The 16,080-nt window shown below is 48.1% G+C and carries 21 protein-coding genes; 2 read left to right on the forward strand and 19 right to left on the reverse strand.

Features of this window, described 5'->3' with window-relative positions; genetic code table 11:
* Positions 1-606 precede the first annotated feature (606 nt).
* Positions 607-1,302, forward strand: coding sequence for a hypothetical protein (locus R9X49_RS21890; RefSeq protein WP_319850371.1), 696 nt, complete (start codon positions 607-609; stop codon positions 1,300-1,302).
* Positions 1,303-1,437: 135 nt separating this feature from the next.
* On the opposite strand, the gene R9X49_RS21895 is transcribed toward R9X49_RS21890, so the two are convergent.
* The 18 genes from R9X49_RS21895 to R9X49_RS21985 all read right to left on the reverse strand — a co-directional run bounded on the left by R9X49_RS21895 (position 1,438) and on the right by R9X49_RS21985 (position 14,216).
* Complete coding sequence (locus R9X49_RS21895) at positions 1,438-2,223, reverse strand: N-6 DNA methylase (protein WP_319850372.1); 786 nt, start codon at positions 2,221-2,223, stop codon at positions 1,438-1,440.
* A 464-nt stretch (positions 2,224-2,687) separates the two neighbouring features.
* Entirely contained in the window at positions 2,688-2,942 is a 255-nt protein-coding gene (locus R9X49_RS21900) for a hypothetical protein (protein ID WP_319850373.1), read from the reverse strand.
* A gap of 180 nt (positions 2,943-3,122) precedes the next feature.
* Entirely contained in the window at positions 3,123-3,299 is a 177-nt protein-coding gene (locus R9X49_RS21905; RefSeq protein WP_319850374.1) for a hypothetical protein, read from the reverse strand.
* A complete protein-coding gene (locus tag R9X49_RS21910; protein WP_319850376.1) occupies positions 3,296-3,724 on the reverse strand; it encodes a hypothetical protein in 429 nt (142 codons plus the stop codon). The genes R9X49_RS21905 and R9X49_RS21910 overlap by 4 nt, the downstream gene beginning before the upstream one ends.
* Before the next feature lie 42 nt (positions 3,725-3,766).
* Positions 3,767-4,195, reverse strand: coding sequence for an antirestriction protein (locus tag R9X49_RS21915; RefSeq protein WP_319850377.1), 429 nt, complete (start codon positions 4,193-4,195; stop codon positions 3,767-3,769).
* A gap of 478 nt (positions 4,196-4,673) precedes the next feature.
* A complete protein-coding gene (locus R9X49_RS21920) occupies positions 4,674-5,009 on the reverse strand; it encodes a hypothetical protein (protein WP_319850378.1) in 336 nt (111 codons plus the stop codon).
* Between the two features lie 11 nt (positions 5,010-5,020).
* Positions 5,021-5,809 (reverse strand): hypothetical protein, encoded by a 789-nt coding sequence (locus tag R9X49_RS21925; protein WP_319850379.1) that lies wholly within the window; start codon positions 5,807-5,809, stop codon positions 5,021-5,023.
* 495 nt (positions 5,810-6,304) lie between these two features.
* The gene (locus R9X49_RS21930) at positions 6,305-6,532 is read right to left on the reverse strand and encodes a hypothetical protein (RefSeq protein WP_319850380.1); all 228 of its coding nucleotides are present in this window, start codon (positions 6,530-6,532) and stop codon (positions 6,305-6,307) included.
* Positions 6,533-6,534: 2 nt separating this feature from the next.
* Positions 6,535-7,467, reverse strand: a complete 933-nt coding sequence (locus tag R9X49_RS21935) for a DUF1281 domain-containing protein (protein WP_319850381.1) — start codon at positions 7,465-7,467, stop codon at positions 6,535-6,537.
* A 457-nt stretch (positions 7,468-7,924) separates the two neighbouring features.
* Positions 7,925-8,161 carry a hypothetical protein gene (locus tag R9X49_RS21940; protein ID WP_319850382.1) on the reverse strand — a complete coding sequence of 79 codons (237 nt, stop codon included), beginning with the start codon at positions 8,159-8,161 and terminating at the stop codon, positions 7,925-7,927.
* Between the two features lie 333 nt (positions 8,162-8,494).
* A complete protein-coding gene (locus R9X49_RS21945; RefSeq protein ID WP_319850383.1) occupies positions 8,495-9,685 on the reverse strand; it encodes a type I-E CRISPR-associated protein Cse1/CasA in 1,191 nt (396 codons plus the stop codon).
* On the reverse strand, positions 9,685-10,071 hold the full coding sequence (locus R9X49_RS21950; RefSeq protein ID WP_319850384.1) for a hypothetical protein: 387 nt from the start codon (positions 10,069-10,071) through the stop codon (positions 9,685-9,687). Before R9X49_RS21950 ends, R9X49_RS21945 begins: the two co-directional genes overlap by 1 nt.
* Positions 10,072-10,167: 96 nt before the next feature.
* A complete protein-coding gene (locus tag R9X49_RS21955) occupies positions 10,168-10,323 on the reverse strand; it encodes a hypothetical protein (protein WP_319850385.1) in 156 nt (51 codons plus the stop codon).
* 228 nt (positions 10,324-10,551) lie between these two features.
* Entirely contained in the window at positions 10,552-10,875 is a 324-nt protein-coding gene (locus R9X49_RS21960; RefSeq protein ID WP_319850386.1) for a hypothetical protein, read from the reverse strand.
* Positions 10,876-11,085: 210 nt separating this feature from the next.
* Positions 11,086-11,727: a DNA methyltransferase gene (locus R9X49_RS21970; protein ID WP_319850388.1), complete on the reverse strand. Its 642-nt coding sequence runs from the start codon at positions 11,725-11,727 to the stop codon at positions 11,086-11,088.
* Entirely contained in the window at positions 11,709-13,271 is a 1,563-nt protein-coding gene (locus R9X49_RS21975) for a DEAD/DEAH box helicase (protein ID WP_319850389.1), read from the reverse strand. The genes R9X49_RS21970 and R9X49_RS21975 overlap by 19 nt, the downstream gene beginning before the upstream one ends.
* Complete coding sequence (locus R9X49_RS21980) at positions 13,272-13,778, reverse strand: hypothetical protein (RefSeq protein WP_319850390.1); 507 nt, start codon at positions 13,776-13,778, stop codon at positions 13,272-13,274.
* 15 nt (positions 13,779-13,793) lie between these two features.
* Entirely contained in the window at positions 13,794-14,216 is a 423-nt protein-coding gene (locus tag R9X49_RS21985; RefSeq protein WP_319850391.1) for a hypothetical protein, read from the reverse strand.
* Between the two features lie 103 nt (positions 14,217-14,319).
* On the opposite strand from R9X49_RS21985, the gene hha reads away from it, so the two are divergent.
* Positions 14,320-14,523 (forward strand): hemolysin expression modulator Hha, encoded by a 204-nt coding sequence (gene hha / locus R9X49_RS21990; RefSeq protein WP_319850392.1) that lies wholly within the window; start codon positions 14,320-14,322, stop codon positions 14,521-14,523.
* A 1,161-nt stretch (positions 14,524-15,684) separates the two neighbouring features.
* On the opposite strand, the gene R9X49_RS21995 is transcribed toward hha, so the two are convergent.
* Positions 15,685-16,080: a plasmid partitioning/stability family protein gene (locus tag R9X49_RS21995; RefSeq protein ID WP_319850393.1), complete on the reverse strand. Its 396-nt coding sequence runs from the start codon at positions 16,078-16,080 to the stop codon at positions 15,685-15,687.

A 16,080-nucleotide genomic window follows, 5' to 3' on the forward strand; every position in this document is an offset into this window, starting at 1 on the left:
GGCTGGCGCTCGCGACAGCCAGGGCGTGATTTACCGGATGCTGTGATGGCCTGCGGCCAGCACATGCAAGCCAGCTCCCCTTATTCACAGCGGGTATTGATGATCGACACACGATATCTAACGAAGCAGGTTATCTCTGGCGGGATAGCAGGCGAGTGTTCCTTAGCGACCGGCAGGCTGTATCGACGGTCAGTGAGAGCGGCGCTGGCGTACGCCAGCTGCAAGCGCAGGGGTTGCGTCAGGATGGAAACCCGCTGGCCCGAAGGGTCCGGGACGAGACAGCTTGCTGGCTCGGTGCGCAGCATGACAGCCGACCGGACGCCCAGAGTCCCCTGGTCGTGACTACAGCGGTGATACTGCGGAAAAAAGCCGAGAGATGCGACGCCAAAAGGCATGAAACACCCAAACACAATTACTATAATAATATGAAATATAACGTTATTTTATATTTTCTTTGCTTGTAAATTAAGCAAATCAGATAGATACTTTCAGGCAGAAAACGAGCAATTAACATCCATATCTATTATTTACCAAGGATATGGTTGATTAGTTAAGCTAAAGAATTGATTGCATTAAACATATATTTTTCAATGGGAAATGATAATAATGCGGGAAAAAGGAATAGAAGCCAGCGTAGCCAGCATTTTTAAGTCTCAACTAAATTCAGCGTGCCTAAGAAATGGAATCGATGATCTTGCTTTTGATTTGAATGGAGCCGATCGGCTTGTTAACGCTGATAACATGTTCTCTATTTGTGATCGTTTCTTTCTTATCGAGATGAAATCATGGGACTACAATATCAGTTCTGAAGCTCTTAAACCCTCGGTTTGTGATTTATGTACGGGGCTGACACTTGAGCCTACCGTCCGTAACTGGCATCGCCAGTGCCATTACCTTATGTGGGCTGAGATGGGCGGATTCCCTCCAGGTATCCAAACATACTGTTCAATTTATGAAGATTGTGTTTGTCGCCCTAATATTCTTCCGAATTGTCCGGGCCTTACCTATCCACAACATCAAGCTATCTCTCTTGGAACAGCCTTAATCGCCTCCATCCTGAAGGAAGAAAAAGGTGGTCTAACCGCCCCTGAATTCTTCTACTATCTTGAGTGGCTGTTAGGCACCAGAACTGGTCCCGCGCCCACTAATTTCCGCAACACCGATGTCCCCATTGCTCTGGTCGGCAATTCTGGCAACCGTGGAATATTCGGCAAGGTATTTACCACCTTTAATGATTTGGATGCCTGGGGAAAAGAAGCTCTAGATAGAAAAATAAATAGGAAGTCACCCTTCCGTCCGTAAATAACGCCATGCGAGCACAGGCGGAGCCGAAGGCTCCGCGCGTGCCCGCGCAGCGGAAAGGTTTTCTGCGCGGCCAAGGCAGGCACCTTACAGAACGGTGCACCAATAAGCCCCGCACACAGCGGGGCTATGGGGTTAATGCATACGAGCGAAAAACTGGCGCATCATATCGATCATGTGTTGCGTCTTCAGCCGCTCTTCCCAGTTGTTGAAGTAATACACCGGCGTGTAGCGCGCCTTGAATACTTTCCCCGACAGCGTGTTACCGGTTTTCACTTCAGCCGCTATTCCCAATAACGAAAGCTGTATAAACGTCATGTCAGCAGCCATCGCGTCAAGATCGGTGCAGCTGACATACAACTGCGTTGACGGATTAAACCCCGCCTCTAAAAATGCTTCCGCGTACGCAATCACCATCCCGCCTGCCCCGCTGGTCGGTTCATCCAGCGTCACGAATGCTGATTTTTCCAGTTTTTCAGTCAGTCCGGGTACCAGCATTTTGGCCATCAGGCTGGATATGTGATACGGGGTGAAAAACTGGCCAATACGGCCATTGCCCAGCTCTGATTCCATGAACACAGAGCCGAGAAAATCATGGAATTTTCCGTCAAGCGCCATAACCATCATGCAAAACATTGTTTTGAATCGCTCCAGATCTTCGGGCTTATATCGTTCACAGGTTTTAGCACTCTGTATTCTGTTTTCCTCTGTCATCACCCGCGCCAAATCCAGTTCGCTGGCCGCCAGAGACAGAAAATCGCGGAAGACATCCATGCGGTGAAAATGCGGCGCGGTATGGTTGAATTCGCTGATGAACTGACGGCGGGCAGCATCGTAGCTCACCATGCGTGCCAGCGTTTGCTGTACAGGCTGTGGCGCTGAAGGGGTCATCGCCGCATCAAAAAGAGACATTTGTGCCATATTCGTTTTCTCCGAGTCTGCATGTGAATTAGGTCCGGCTTACGCCGTGCCGACACGACAGACGGGCGAATAGCGGCTAAATCAAGGGCAGCAACGAGGCCGCAGCGCAGCGGGGGCGGGTCGGGATTTGCACGGTGAGACCGCGAATATTAAGCGGGCGAACGACGGGAAAATAACGGCACGAACACGCGAGAACGGGCGAAGTTGCTGGCTCCGCCCTCCCTTGATTTCGCCGCCGCCCGGCTACCGTCGAGGCACGGCGTTAGCCGTCGCAACACCGCAACCCGCAGATATCGAGCGAACAAGGCCACGGCATAGCCGTTGCCTCCAGGTGTTCTAAGAGCCGGCCTGACGCGCAGCGGAAGGCCCAGCAAGGCCGGACCGACGAACGCCAACGGCGTGAAGTGACGGCCTGCGTCACCGCCCTGATTTTGCAGCGGCCTGACGACAGGGAAGCGACGGCGTCAGCCGTGGCGCACGACAGGCAGGCATACCGCGCAGAAATCAGGGATCGCAACGAACCCGTAGCGCAGCGCAGGTGAGGCAGCGCAAAGGCGGTGAGCGTGCGAACGGCCGCCCAGGTAAAGCGGAACGAACGAGCAAGCGAAGGCGAAATGCGGCATAACGGCTGGCTCCGCAGCAGCACGGCGACAGTGACGCGGCGGCGTTAGCCGGCGCGCACGACAGACGGGCGTCAGCGCAGGAGCCAGAGGCCGCATTAAAGCCGCCGCGCCGCGAGAGAGAGACATCATTTTCAGTGTGAGCACGCGAAAACTGAGCGGGGGAACATCGCGCAGCAGCACGCCGCAGGCGTGCCAGAACGGAAAACATCACCCAGCTGAGCACGGCGATCATGCCCTGCAAGCTGGATTCAGGGAGGTAACACCTCCCCGTTATCACTATTGCCGAATAAACGTGCTACCCAAATACACTGCGCTCTGGTGCCGCAGGTAACTGCACATTTCCGCGATCACCTGCGCCTTTGTCAGCGGTCTGAGGCCAAATTCTTTTCGCTGTGCATTAATTAACGCCTGATAATGGCGCAAGGTTTCATTGGTTGTGTCGTCAAACGTCATTCTGTTTTCGCCTCTATTGCCTCACGGATGCTTTTAAGCGCGCTAATCTCTTCCGCCAAAAATTCCGCCACATTTTCCCCTGCATCTGCTGCATAGAGGGCTAACCGATCCATTTCCTGACTTGCCACTTTCATGACAACCTCAAGGTATTTGACGGGGATCCCCACGCTGCGATTTCTCTGTTTTTCGGCCCATTGCTCATCCAGTAATTCGACGATAGTGTGGTCTCTAATGTTTGTATTACACTCTCGGCCAATCTCAGCGATCTGCTGCAAAATTTTTTCGATATCAGTATTTGACGGATTATAGTCCTGCCCATACATGCGGATGCCATCAGCAGAAAAGACCACAACGGTGAATTTCTCATCTGTACCAAACTCTTTTTCAAGTTCACTGGCAATCTCGCCCACACTTCCATACATCATGATTTTTCCCTTAAAGGGCAGTTTCCTGCCCTTTTGCTCCTATTAGTCCAGCGCGCTTAAAATCGCGTCACGTTCTTTGTGGTTGCGTGCAAACTCCATTAGCGCCTCATAGCGTTCACAAAACAGTTCACACAATTCCTCTTGATCGTTGCGGCTGTGCATCCACGCACGATGGTTAAGCACCATCGCAGTGATGAAGATCCCCGCCGCCTCCCCCGACATTTCTTGTTCAAAGTAGTTGTCAGGGTTGCAGACCGTGACGCGCTCGACGTCTGGTGCCAAATAGCCGTTACCCTCCGGCAGGCTGTAAAACTGCCAGAAACCGCCGCGATAGCCCCGCAGATACACGTTTGCGTAGCTATAGATGTTCATTTCGGCCATAAAATAATCTGCGCCGAAAAGTTCAGGTAAGAAGTTGATGCGCTGGCTGTCGCTTACGATCGCTGCGTTCTGCGCTGTCTGGTTTTGCATATATCCTCCGAGTGTCATAGAAATTCGATTCCGGCTTACGCCGTGCCGATACGACAGACGGGCGGATAGCTGAGAAAGCAAGGGCAGCAACGAGGCCGCAGCGCAGCGGGTGGGGGACGGGATTTGCACGGTGAGACCGCGAATTTTTTGAGCGGGTGAACGACGGGAAAATAACGGCCCCCACACGCGAGAACGGGGGAGGCGCTGGCTTCGCCCTACCTTGCTTTCTCAGCCGCCCGGCTACCGTTGCGGCACGGCGTTAGCCGTCGCAACACCGGACGTCCAGAGTGCTTTACTCCCTCCCGTTCCTGTTCGTCAGAACGGGAACGGCATAAAAGCGGAGAGAACGGTATAGGAGCGGGGGTTATACAGCGTGGTACTGCGGGGAAATGCATCAGATCAGGTGAATTTAGCACTACAGCAGTGAGCGGCTTCATTATCCGCCTGTAAAAAGGCGGCACGCCGGCCGCCACCACTATCACTCACGTTGCCACGCGTAGTCGTAGCGGTCAGTAATCGTTATCCCCTCATCACTCAAGACAACATTCCAGATATCAAAAAAGCTGAATTTCTCGAAAACAGAAACTTCAAGGTCGTCCAACAAGCGTATTTCACCAAATTCAATACTCACACGGCCAAAACGCCAGAACCACTCCCCACTGTTGCCGATATACTCCGACTCTGGCCACCAATTTCTCGCCATATGGCAGATGCCTTTTTCTGCAACATCCAAGTTACAAGCATTTATCACCATGCAATACGGCAACGACTCACCTTCAAATACAAAATACAGCGTAACCAGATAGCTATTCATCCTCCAGATCCTCATGCAGCATGTTTAAACGATGAGAACGCTACGAGAAGTTCTGTAATCGCGGCTCTGGCTTCGGTGATAGCGTCATTCACGCACTCTCGATCAAGCCATTTTCGTACTGGCTGATTTGGTTTACGCATCACATCTGTCGACCATGCGCGCCCCAGCACATTACCTGTGTTGCGGCAGACCACACTGATTTCTAGCGTACGAAGCGTGGCGCCTTCATTCAAGATGGATGCAAGGCAATCATCAAGTAACTCTTTTTCCCAGTACTCGACGCCTCCCGTTATATTTTCTGTTTCTACTGCCAGCACAGTGAAATTGGCGGTGTTGCGTTCAAAAACTATTGGACGGCATGATGGTTCAATCGCCTCAATCAACGTGTAGCCATCTGATGCAACAGCAGAGCAAATATCACGAATATCGTCACGTAATGCGCGTAACAGGCAGTGGCAATGCCGCTCCAGGAAACTGGCTGGGATATCCTCATAGGACATTTCGATTGTCCCAGTATGTGAGTATCGCTGTCCGAGTGTATTGCGAGACAGCGTGACAGACATGCTGCTCCCTGCAATCTCTTCAGTCAGTTCAATCAACGCGAGATCGCTAAGGTGACCGCGTTGATGCAAAGCGGGAAGAAGCCGGATCAAATCTTCTGCATTCAAACGTCCGTAAAACGCTACTCCATCTCCCTGTGAATAGCTGAGGTTGGTAGCAATTTCCATCGTTACAGGCCATTGGCGAGACGCCAATTCGTTACAGCAGTGTCGGGTTACCATCAGATACGCAGTGCTCATTCATCTACTCCTTATTTACATGGTGTACAGCCTTAGCGCCGTGCCGACACGACAGACGGGCGAATAGCGGCTAAATCAATGACAGCAACGAGGCCGCAGCGCAGTGAGGAAGTGACGGGATTTACAGGGTGAGCACGCGAAAATTGAGCGGACGAACGACCGGAAAATACCGGAGCGAACGAGCGAGAACGGGCGAGGCGCTGGCTTTGCATTGCATTGATTTCGCCGCCGCCCGGCTATAGTCGAGGCACGGCGGTAGCCGTCGCAACACTGAGGGCTCAGGGTGTTTTACCCTTCCCGTTCCTGTTCATCAGAACGGGAACGGCATAAAAGCGGAGGTCACGACATCCTCATTCGTTTTGAAAATCTCCAGGACACCCCCTCTGCATCAATCTACCGATACCGGTGAACCTTAAAACCCGCAGATGCGGGTTTTTGTGTGTAACTTACTGAACCATATCCGAAAAGAACGCCCGCAGGCGTCCTTGTATCGTTTTACCTCTTAACCTGATCAATCGCTAACTGAAGCGTGAACCAGTTAAACCCCTGTTCTGCATCATGGTTACGAGATGCGATCGCCATCGCTTCTTCTATCTGCTCCTCAGTCAGGGAGTCGTCCAGCATCAGAAAGTCATCGGCCAGCCAAAACGTTCCACAGCACAGTGCATCTTCGGGGTAGCACTGGAGGTGCTCAATCAACCCTTTAATGGTCATTTCCCTCATTCTCACCCCCCGAAATGTGCAACATTGTTGAGTATCCATTCAGGCCCAATAACCTCCGACCAACCTTCTTCGTGTTCCTCAGCGTATTCGAGCGACGAATCCCCAAGTTGGATCAATTCTCCGCAGGAATACATTCTAAATCCGCAGAAATCGCACCCCGCCTCGCTATAGTAGTGTTCTATTTCACATTGATATTGCTCTGACAGCGCTGCAAAAACCGATTCAGTTGGCGGCGACCAGGCCGTGTCAAAATCAACGGCCACAAACTCCTCTGATTCCCCGATTTCTTCTACGTCAATTGATGATGGCCATTTCACACCATAGCGTTCCCAGACATAGTAGTTGTAAGATGACTGGATACCGTTGAGCAACTCGCCATTAAATCCATTGATCTCAACAGCCAGCCGAGTCGGTAAAACAAAACGTAAATCCAGCCCGCTGGCGCAGATTCCGGTCAGTTGTTCGCTTATACCATTCCAGAACGTCTCTGGCGCTTTAGCGTTGGCAAACGAACCATGCATCCAGTCAAAGTGCTTTTTCAGGATGATCGGCGCTATTTTTTCATGATGCTCAGTCGTCAGGTCTTCCCACTTGAGCAGCGCTATACCTGACTGCTCGTACAATGAACTAATTTTTTCGCATGCCAGTTCATCCAGTTCTGCATTAACACTCAGCAGTGACAGCCATTCTGAGAATGCCCTGTTCGCCACCGTTTCGCCCCCTCCCCCCGCCGCGACCAGCTCCGGGAATGGCTGATATTCCGCATCATCGACAGGGCGCAGTATGCCGGCAACGCCAGCCAGGAAAAGCTGAATACTGCGCACAATTGCCCCATCATGATATGGATAGCGCTCTCCACGTATCAGCGCCTTTAACTCGCCGATCCCAGCCTTATCCCCTTTGATATATAAACGATTCGCACACCAATTTGGCATGTTGTGATTCCTCTGCTGAACGCGGCCTCCATCAGGCCGTGCCGCCACAGAAACCGTGCGACCAGCATTCACTGCCAGTGCGGAACCGGAAGCCGCAGCGCAGGCATAAACGGGCTGAATGCACCGTTTATGGCGAGAACGGGTGAGGATTCCGGCATCGCAAACACTTGCGGGGAATGCCGCACGGTTATCTTGAAGGCACGGCCTGGCTAACATCCAGACCGCGCTTATCATCAGAGGAGAATGAGGTGTAACTCAGGGCAATCTTGCATATACCCGTTGGCATCGGTACGCCCAGGCCAACCTCTGCGGCAAAGGCTCATTTCGCCAGGGCAATACTTCAGCTCCGTACACCAGGCACAAAGATCGTCATCTGAGACCGATCGTGCCCCCAGACAACCTTCCTGTGAACCTGCCAGATATGGGGCTTGGATCGCGTTATCAGGCACCAGGTACGTCATAGCAATGGCTCCTTGCTAAAAGCACCGTCCGCGACATCATTCCAGCACCAGTCATCATGCGCAGGCCATGGCGCTTCGACGACGTCCAGCTCGATCTTCAATGCTCTGGCAAGACCTTCCGCGATGGCGCCCAGGCCTGCTGGACTGCAGCAATAGTCCTCGCACTCGACGAATGATTCGTTCACATATAACGCGTAGTCCCCGTTCTCGAGGGTAATTAGGGTCAATTTCACAGACACTCCGATTCAGATTTGCACGGCCTCATCGCCGTGACATCACCGGAACCGGGCGTAACGCGCAGCTTGAAAGGGTGGCCCGCAAGCCGCAGCGCAGGCATAAACGGGCTGAATGCACCGTTTATGGCGAGAACGGGTGAGGAGGCCAGCAAAGCTTCCCTTTCAAGCGAAGAGGCCCGGTTAACGTGAGGTCACGGCGACGCGAAGAGAGGAGTAGTTCACACAGGAAACAACGAGGAAAACGGGTAGAAGCACACTGGGACGGTCAGCACGTTTGTAGGTGCGTATATGCCGCAAAAGCGGCATATACATAAATGGAAAGTATAAAAATTACTTTTCATTTTTTAGTAACACGGAGTTATTCTCCCTCCACTTCTTTCTTATCATGCGAGAAAAAATCACTAACTCTGATCTCGCTTTAACCCATCTGTCGAGTTGTTTAATAACTGGGTTATCAAGTGACGGTGTGTAATAGCGGTCAAAAACAGCAATCGCAGCATCGGACATGTCCAAATTTTTATCCGTCAGCATCTCATAATATGCTGCGGCTAATGTAGCAAACAGGGTTGAGTTATAGTCATCCATCTCCGCATTTCTTTTTTCTAAACAGTAAAACGTCAGAGAAAATAATTTATGTAAAATATCTTTATTAACAGTCTCTCTTATTTTAAACCTTCTCATCACGCATGACTCAAGTGATGCTTTATCATAGTGTGTTCCAAACGCAATCACATCATCACCAATTTCTCCATTTTCATATATCGCAATCGGTGAGATGACATCGCCGTCGGGAGCCACTCCATTTACTATCTGATACATAAGAGCATATCGTCCAAGCGTATGGTTTTTACCCGCTTTCGACACTGAGTTATGTGGGGTTTTAATTTTATTTGGCGATATTCCAGTCGATTTCATAAAAAACGATTCTATTACTGCGCCATGATTTCCACATAAGTCACACTCACCAAATGTAGAATCAGAGAGCCAGTAATGATTCGGAACAGAAAAATATATCTCACTATCAACTGGTGATTCATCAACTATATTTGCTGTTATAGTTTCACCAATCGTTTTCTTTTCTAGTAAATAGTTAATTCTATGATACATAGCACCAGGATAGTAACCAGCTCCCGCGCCCGGAGAGAATTGCGCCTTAGCATATAGCGCTGGAATAACACAACATGGGCATATTCTTTTAACTGTATGTCTTTTTATAAAAAAATCTTTGTTATTCTTAATTGTGTTAGCACCTGGATAACCGAGTAACAGTTGATCTATAGGCTTTTCACTCCCTTCCATTGCAGCCTTGTTCTGTAGAAATCTAAGGTTTCCAGATAAAAGGCTATCTGGAATAAATCCTGTCTTCTTCAGACCGATGAGCATTATAAGTATAGAGAAATCGAGCTCGAATCTGCCAGTGCCTAAATTATTCACCTGAATATTCTGGACTTCTGATATTGATAGCCTTGTAATCTCACCTTTATTTACGACAGGTATCCAACGGTCATTTAAAATATCCATCAGCAATTACTCCACTTTAAAGCAATTTGATGTAAATCAGACAAGTATGTTTCAGGAAGAATCGCATTGTTTATTTGGTCTACCGCTGCTTTTTCGTATTGGATATCGCTGTAACTATATTGAGAAACGATATCGGTAATAACGTCAAGTGTAATGTCGCTACCGTTAACTAAATCAGCATCAACAATCGCTATAGCTCGCTCTATTTCTAATCTTTGTTTTTCCAACGCATCACGTAGTGAACGTGAAAACGGTGGCCGCGACTTACCTGCAACATAGCGCCGTACTGAGCGATCATCGATGCCGATAAGACGAGACATCGGAGACTGCCAATTATCACCGAAGATAATTTTCCCAGCCTGAATGAGTTTTTCTAAATTATTCATATTTTACCCACCTAATTTAATATCTTTTATTTTCAACAAATTTTAGAAAACCAGGGATAAAGTAGCTTCAAGATAAACACTGACGTATCTAATACATCAAATATATTTACCCACGATAGTATCCGCGGATTCTTTGTTAACAGCATTGAGATACAGGCTTTTAATGATTTCATCAAAAAAATCTAAATTGATTGCGTCAAAATAGCCATGATTAGTCAGGAATGTACGAGCTTCGGAAATCGTGTTGAACATTTATCAATCCTCTTGGATATCGGTCGGGATCTTTCCCTTACCGTGAGGTTTATTATAAAATGTCCTAGTTTCTAGGTCAATTGAATAATTGACGAGTGGAAGTGAAGTATCTCTAAACAACAACAGATTCACTTCCATACGGTTCTTTCCGTTAACGAGCTGTGGCGAGGTATGAAGCAAGGCCACGTAACAGACTTAAAAAGTGTTTATTACAAAGAACTTATCGCGTCAGAAGTCAATCTCCAACTGAATACTAATCTTGTTAGCTGCAGCATAGAGCCCCGCGTCTTTTGAATCGAACGGCGCACCTATTACCCCCGTCAGCAAAATGAAACCAGACAGTTCGCTGCGCGCTTTTTGTATATCAACCGCTGCCGCATCAGCTTCAGCTGAAAACGGGTTTGCCAGCGCCGCTATCAACCGATCGTACGCTATCGCGATACGCTCTATCTGCGCTCGATGCGTCTCGAATTCTGTTGGGAAATAAGAGAATCCACGTTCTGGTACCAGGAACCGATGTTCTTTAAACCTAACCATTATCGCGTCATACATCCTCAGGACCTCCGTGACAGTTCGTAGTCTGGATGCAGACCAGCCAACAGCTGCAGCAATTCAAACTCACCAATAGACAATGATCTTCCGCTTGGGCCTTCATCCTCTTTACTCTGCCAGCCACGTAGTGCATATCCAAACCGCTCAGCAGCCTCCCTCTGTGTTAGCCCTGCTGCCTCTCGGGTTTTTTTTACCTCTTCGCCCGATGGTTTACTTTGCTTTGCCATCAAATACTCTCTGAAAATTAAAATTTGCACCTAAAAACTGAAACTTATCAGCAATTTCATCGCACGACGACAGTTCCTTTTCTACCATTACGCAGTCTATCCCCAACTCAAAAGCGGCCAATCCCGTTGTCCCACTGCCTGCGAACAGGTCCAGTACACTGCGAACATTGAAGCTTCCGAGCAGATCTGTAACTGAGTCCATATTTTTGGCCATGCCGTGTTCTACTGAACGCTCTCGAGGGGCATGAAATATTGTTGGCCAGTAACCATTCCCTTCAAATACATCTGACCGCTGGCGTCGCTTTCGGTCAAATAGTGATTTTTCGCCCGGAGCATAGAGATATACCCCTGTATGATGCGTGTAATGCGGCTGTTTTGAGCTACGCGATTTTTTCGGTGCAACCGCATCGAGAACAAAATCAAACGCCAGATTCCAACCCAGCAGGCCATATAGCTCCAAAAACTGGCGCATAGTGGTAATCAGGATCAGGTGACGTGATTGCTGCGTTTTAATGATCTCACACAACTCGTCTCCTGGCATATCGAACGGCGGATCAGTAAGAATGATGTCAGCGCTAATTGAGTATTCAGCAGCATTCCCGCAAATCAGTGTTGTTTTTTGCATTTCTTATAAACCTTCATTGCTAATTCAGGCGGCATATTTTGTGCGTGTTTTGCAGTAAAGTTTTTTGTCCAGAATGTAACATTGGCGGCGATATCTCCCCGATTAATAAACAGGTTCACATCAAAAATGGGGACACCTGACGACACCAGTGACTGTGCAAATGATGCTCTCACGCTGACTATCGTTCTGCCCAAAACCCCGGAAACTGGTGCTGATGTGGGAATAGACAATACAGTCCTGAGCCTCTCATTTTCGTCACGTGTTTCGAGCTCATGTTTTTTTGTTGCAATGAGGCCTGTGTCCGCTTTAATCAAATTAACGTAGTGACCGCCAATGCCTGTTTGCCGTATTAACGCATTAGCTTCCCCGCACTCCGGGCAATATTCCTCATCAAGGGCGTACCACAGACCGCACGCACAACACGGCGCCCGTCTTCTGAATTGCGGAGTTCTTGGAGGAGTATCAATATCCCAGATCACGTTTTCATCCGGCTCTCCATGCTCAATCACCACGCCAACCAGATCAACAATAATGGCTTGTGGTTTGTTTGCTGAAGGTCTTAGCGCTCGCCCTACCCACTGCCTATACATTGTGAATGACTTCGTATACCTGGCGATAATCAAACCTACAACCTCAGGAACGTCAAACCCCTCACCAACCATGTCAACGTTACAGAGAACTCTAATTCGGCCATTTATGAAACTACTGATAACACGCCATACCTCGGTCCCTGACATATCAGAACTGATTGAGGCCGAGGGTATACCATCAGAACGGAACTCATTAGCGATCTCTTTGGCGTTTTTTATTGATGGACACATGACAATAGCGGGCTGGCCATGCATATATCGTTTATAGGCGTTGAGCGGGGTTTCTGCGATTTCTAACGATTCCCGCTCTCGCCAAAGGTTTAGCGTTTCAACAGGCGTATAGAGAGAGAAGGCGCAGAGGTTTCCATTGGCAATCAGTTTTTTTACACTATCGTCACGTAACCACTCACACTGAACCAAACGATCAAACAGTCCGCCATTTCTGACTGAAAGGCTGGCGCCATCCATTCTGCCTGGCGTAGCTGTGAATCCGACAAAACGGGCGTTAGGGAATATATCAGAGAGCATTCCCCACTCATTTTCAGGAATAACATGATGGGCTTCATCAATAATGATCACCCATGCACGATACCTGTCCAGCATTAATCGACCGTGTCTATAGTGAGAAACTAAGCTGCGAATGCTTGCGACAATTTTCGTTGGGTGCCCACGGCGTATGTAATTTTTCCCTGCAATGCGATGGGACTGCATACAGCGCCGCCTGGTGAATTCAGAGCTGACCGTGTCATGCTCAATGCCAAATTCTGCTACAACAGCACTACATTGGGTAATTAGCACGTTTCTGTGCGCCACGATCATCGCATATTCCGACACTCTGAAAATTTCGGCTTCGATTGGGGTTTTCCCCGCTCCCGTATCCAGCTGTACCAGGTCATTCGTTGACTCACTGTAAACGCTATCAAATATCTCGCGTTGATAGCCGCGCAATATCATTTAAATACCCCATTTTGCCGTTAATGCATTGTATTCTGATGCGATTGCTGAAACAGCATCTTTATTCATTTCAGATTTAGCTGCCTGATAATTTTCCAGAAGCTCCTTATATTTCTCGGCAAACAATCCTATATCAATAGAATTTTTGTCACGATTATCAATCCAGAATTTAGAGTGTCGCATCAATCCATTCGGATCACAGCATATTACTGCCTGCGTCTCTGTCATTTTCTGAATTTTTTCTGCCCGAATATCCTCAGCCCATTTAACCTGTCTGGCAGTTCCCTTGAGCGCTCTCCCGCCAAAGAACTTAGCAATATTACGGGATTCTAGGGTCTTTTCTGAATGTTTATATGGTGCGCTCTTAGTTGGCTCAGAACGATAACTAAATTTCGGATCATAGGGTAACCCAGTTTCTGCATCGAACCACGTGCGCTTTTCATCATCAAAAGTCGGCATGTCTGCGATTTCGTCATGCCAGTGTTGCCAGTTTCTGTCCGTTGTCATTATCAAAACCATCCGTTACTCATCAAATAGACCATCAAACGTCCCGTGTTTTTCAACGTGAGCAACCATTTCCTGAAATGCCTCAACTTCGCTTGCGAACCATTTATTATCTTCACGTTGATGATGCTCAACACTTTGAATAAAAGCTTCTTCTACAGCTGTAATCCAGTCATCTGGACTCATATCGGGCGACCGATATGGGATATGGAAATTAAATAGATGGGTATTATGATCATCATCACCAAGATGTGTTGTTACAGCACTCGGATATATACAATTATCCGATTCTCCAGCTGACCAGTTGTAAAATACATTGGCTTTTACTTCATCACCCTGCCGAGAAAATCTATCGAGTTTGACTAACACACTGGTCGTATAGCGGCGCTTAGTTCCATCGACAAATACTTTTCTAGATGACGTGCGTGCTTTTAGTTTCATTTAAATGCTCCACTCACATTCCTGTAATTGACTATACGCACAAACGTGCGTATAGTCAATTTCTATAAGGACTATCCAGATAATTATCGCTAGTAGGTGGAAAATGAATAAAATTGACTGGCTTTTCAAGCTACGCCGCTGTACCAATTTAAGCACTCTGGAAAGAGTTATAGAAAAAAACAGATATACACTTTCTAATGATGAATTGGAGGTTTTTAATTCAGCGGCAGATCATCGCCTCGCTGAACTTACAATGAACAAACTGTACGATAAAATACCTGCATCAGTATGGAAGAATATAAAATAGCATCTTCAAAATCACAACGCTCGCCACAGGCATGACTAGCGAAGTCTGTCATGGCGAGGAAGCGAAATATCACTGGGCTGACGGAGATCCACTTCCACACGCATCGCACATGAAAAAGGCCGGAGAACTCCCGGCCTTTGCATTGTTGCTATTTTCAGTGGAAAAAGCGGATGATTTCCAAAAGGACGATCAACGCTTTCAGAAACGTGGTTAATTTATTTACCACCATTCCTCCATTTCAATGGAGTGTGAACGCCGTTGCGTGCCCTTACCCTACCTGATGCAACGGTTTTTCTCTGAAATGTCAATTAAAGAGAGCCACCTCCGGTTAGAGCTCATCTGTACCAGCACCACCTGTATACAGACTCAGGATTTCCAAATCCTATTTACAGCATCCCTGAAATCAGAACTCAAAAACATTCTCGATTTTTCACACATCTGAAAACCCGAGTTGCAGCCAGCGACTTCCTTGAGTATGATTTCAGGGTCAATTAAAGAGAGCACCTTTCAAAACTCGAAGTTACCAGCTTCGAGTTGAGACCGTAAAAACCCGACTTACCCGTCGGGTTTTTTTATTTCAGCCCTTATTAACTAGCAGTCCAGTCCCCCTGCTCTCACTTATTTTAGGTAGGATTATTTTTAGGACAAGTGTTTATTATCAATAATTTTAGTGAACGTATTTGTTCTTTTCGGAAATCCAGATGCTGCAAAGGCTACAGAAATGTCAACAAATAAACGCAGAAAGAAAAAAATGTGCGCCAATGCATTTTTGACGAAATAGTGAGCAAAAAATTTTAGTAAAAAAACCACATACCTCTATCTTTTCCTCTCAACACACCAGAAATTCTGTCTGTCTAGCCGATATTTTCTCTGTGGCTATCCACAGAAATACTAAGAAAGCGCACGTTCACGTCCATCCTGGTATACAGAAAAATCCTTGTTTCAGTCACTACACGATAATTTTCCCGCTTTATTCCACAGCGCTCGCCGCAAACATGACAGCGTATCTTTGCTGTCATGTGAGGAAGCGAAACATCACTGGGCTGACAGAGATCCACTTCCACACGCATCGCACATGAAAAAGGCCGGAGAACTCCCGGCCTTTACACAGTCACATATCATCAATGGAACTGGCGGATCAGTTTTTCATGCTCCCTCAGGTCAGACATTGTTTCCCGTCCCGCTGAACATGCTACGGGCATTATTGCGGGTTTCGTCATCAGACGACACCGAATCGCTCATTTGCTTTGGAGACTGAGGGGCTGTGGTTACTACCTCACGCTCCCTGCCCTGCAGCAACGCCTCGGTTTCCCGCGGGTAAACAGCTTTAAGAAGCTGCAGCAGATCATCAAATGACGTATCGCGTTTAAGCAGCTCGCTGAACAGGAACGGCAGGCGTTCGTCCTGTTTGCCAAATGCGAAACCGGTAAGCAGCGCGGCGCGCCATAAACGCCCCCTTTCCCCCTGAGGCGTTTCGTCCGTTTTCTGGCAGACAAAGCGGTCCGCTTCGTTAGTTTCAGGATTCAGGTAAAACGTAATTTTGCGTCGCGTATCCAT

The organism is Pectobacterium carotovorum (genome assembly GCF_033898505.1).
GTDB lineage: Bacteria > Pseudomonadota > Gammaproteobacteria > Enterobacterales > Enterobacteriaceae > Pectobacterium > Pectobacterium carotovorum_J.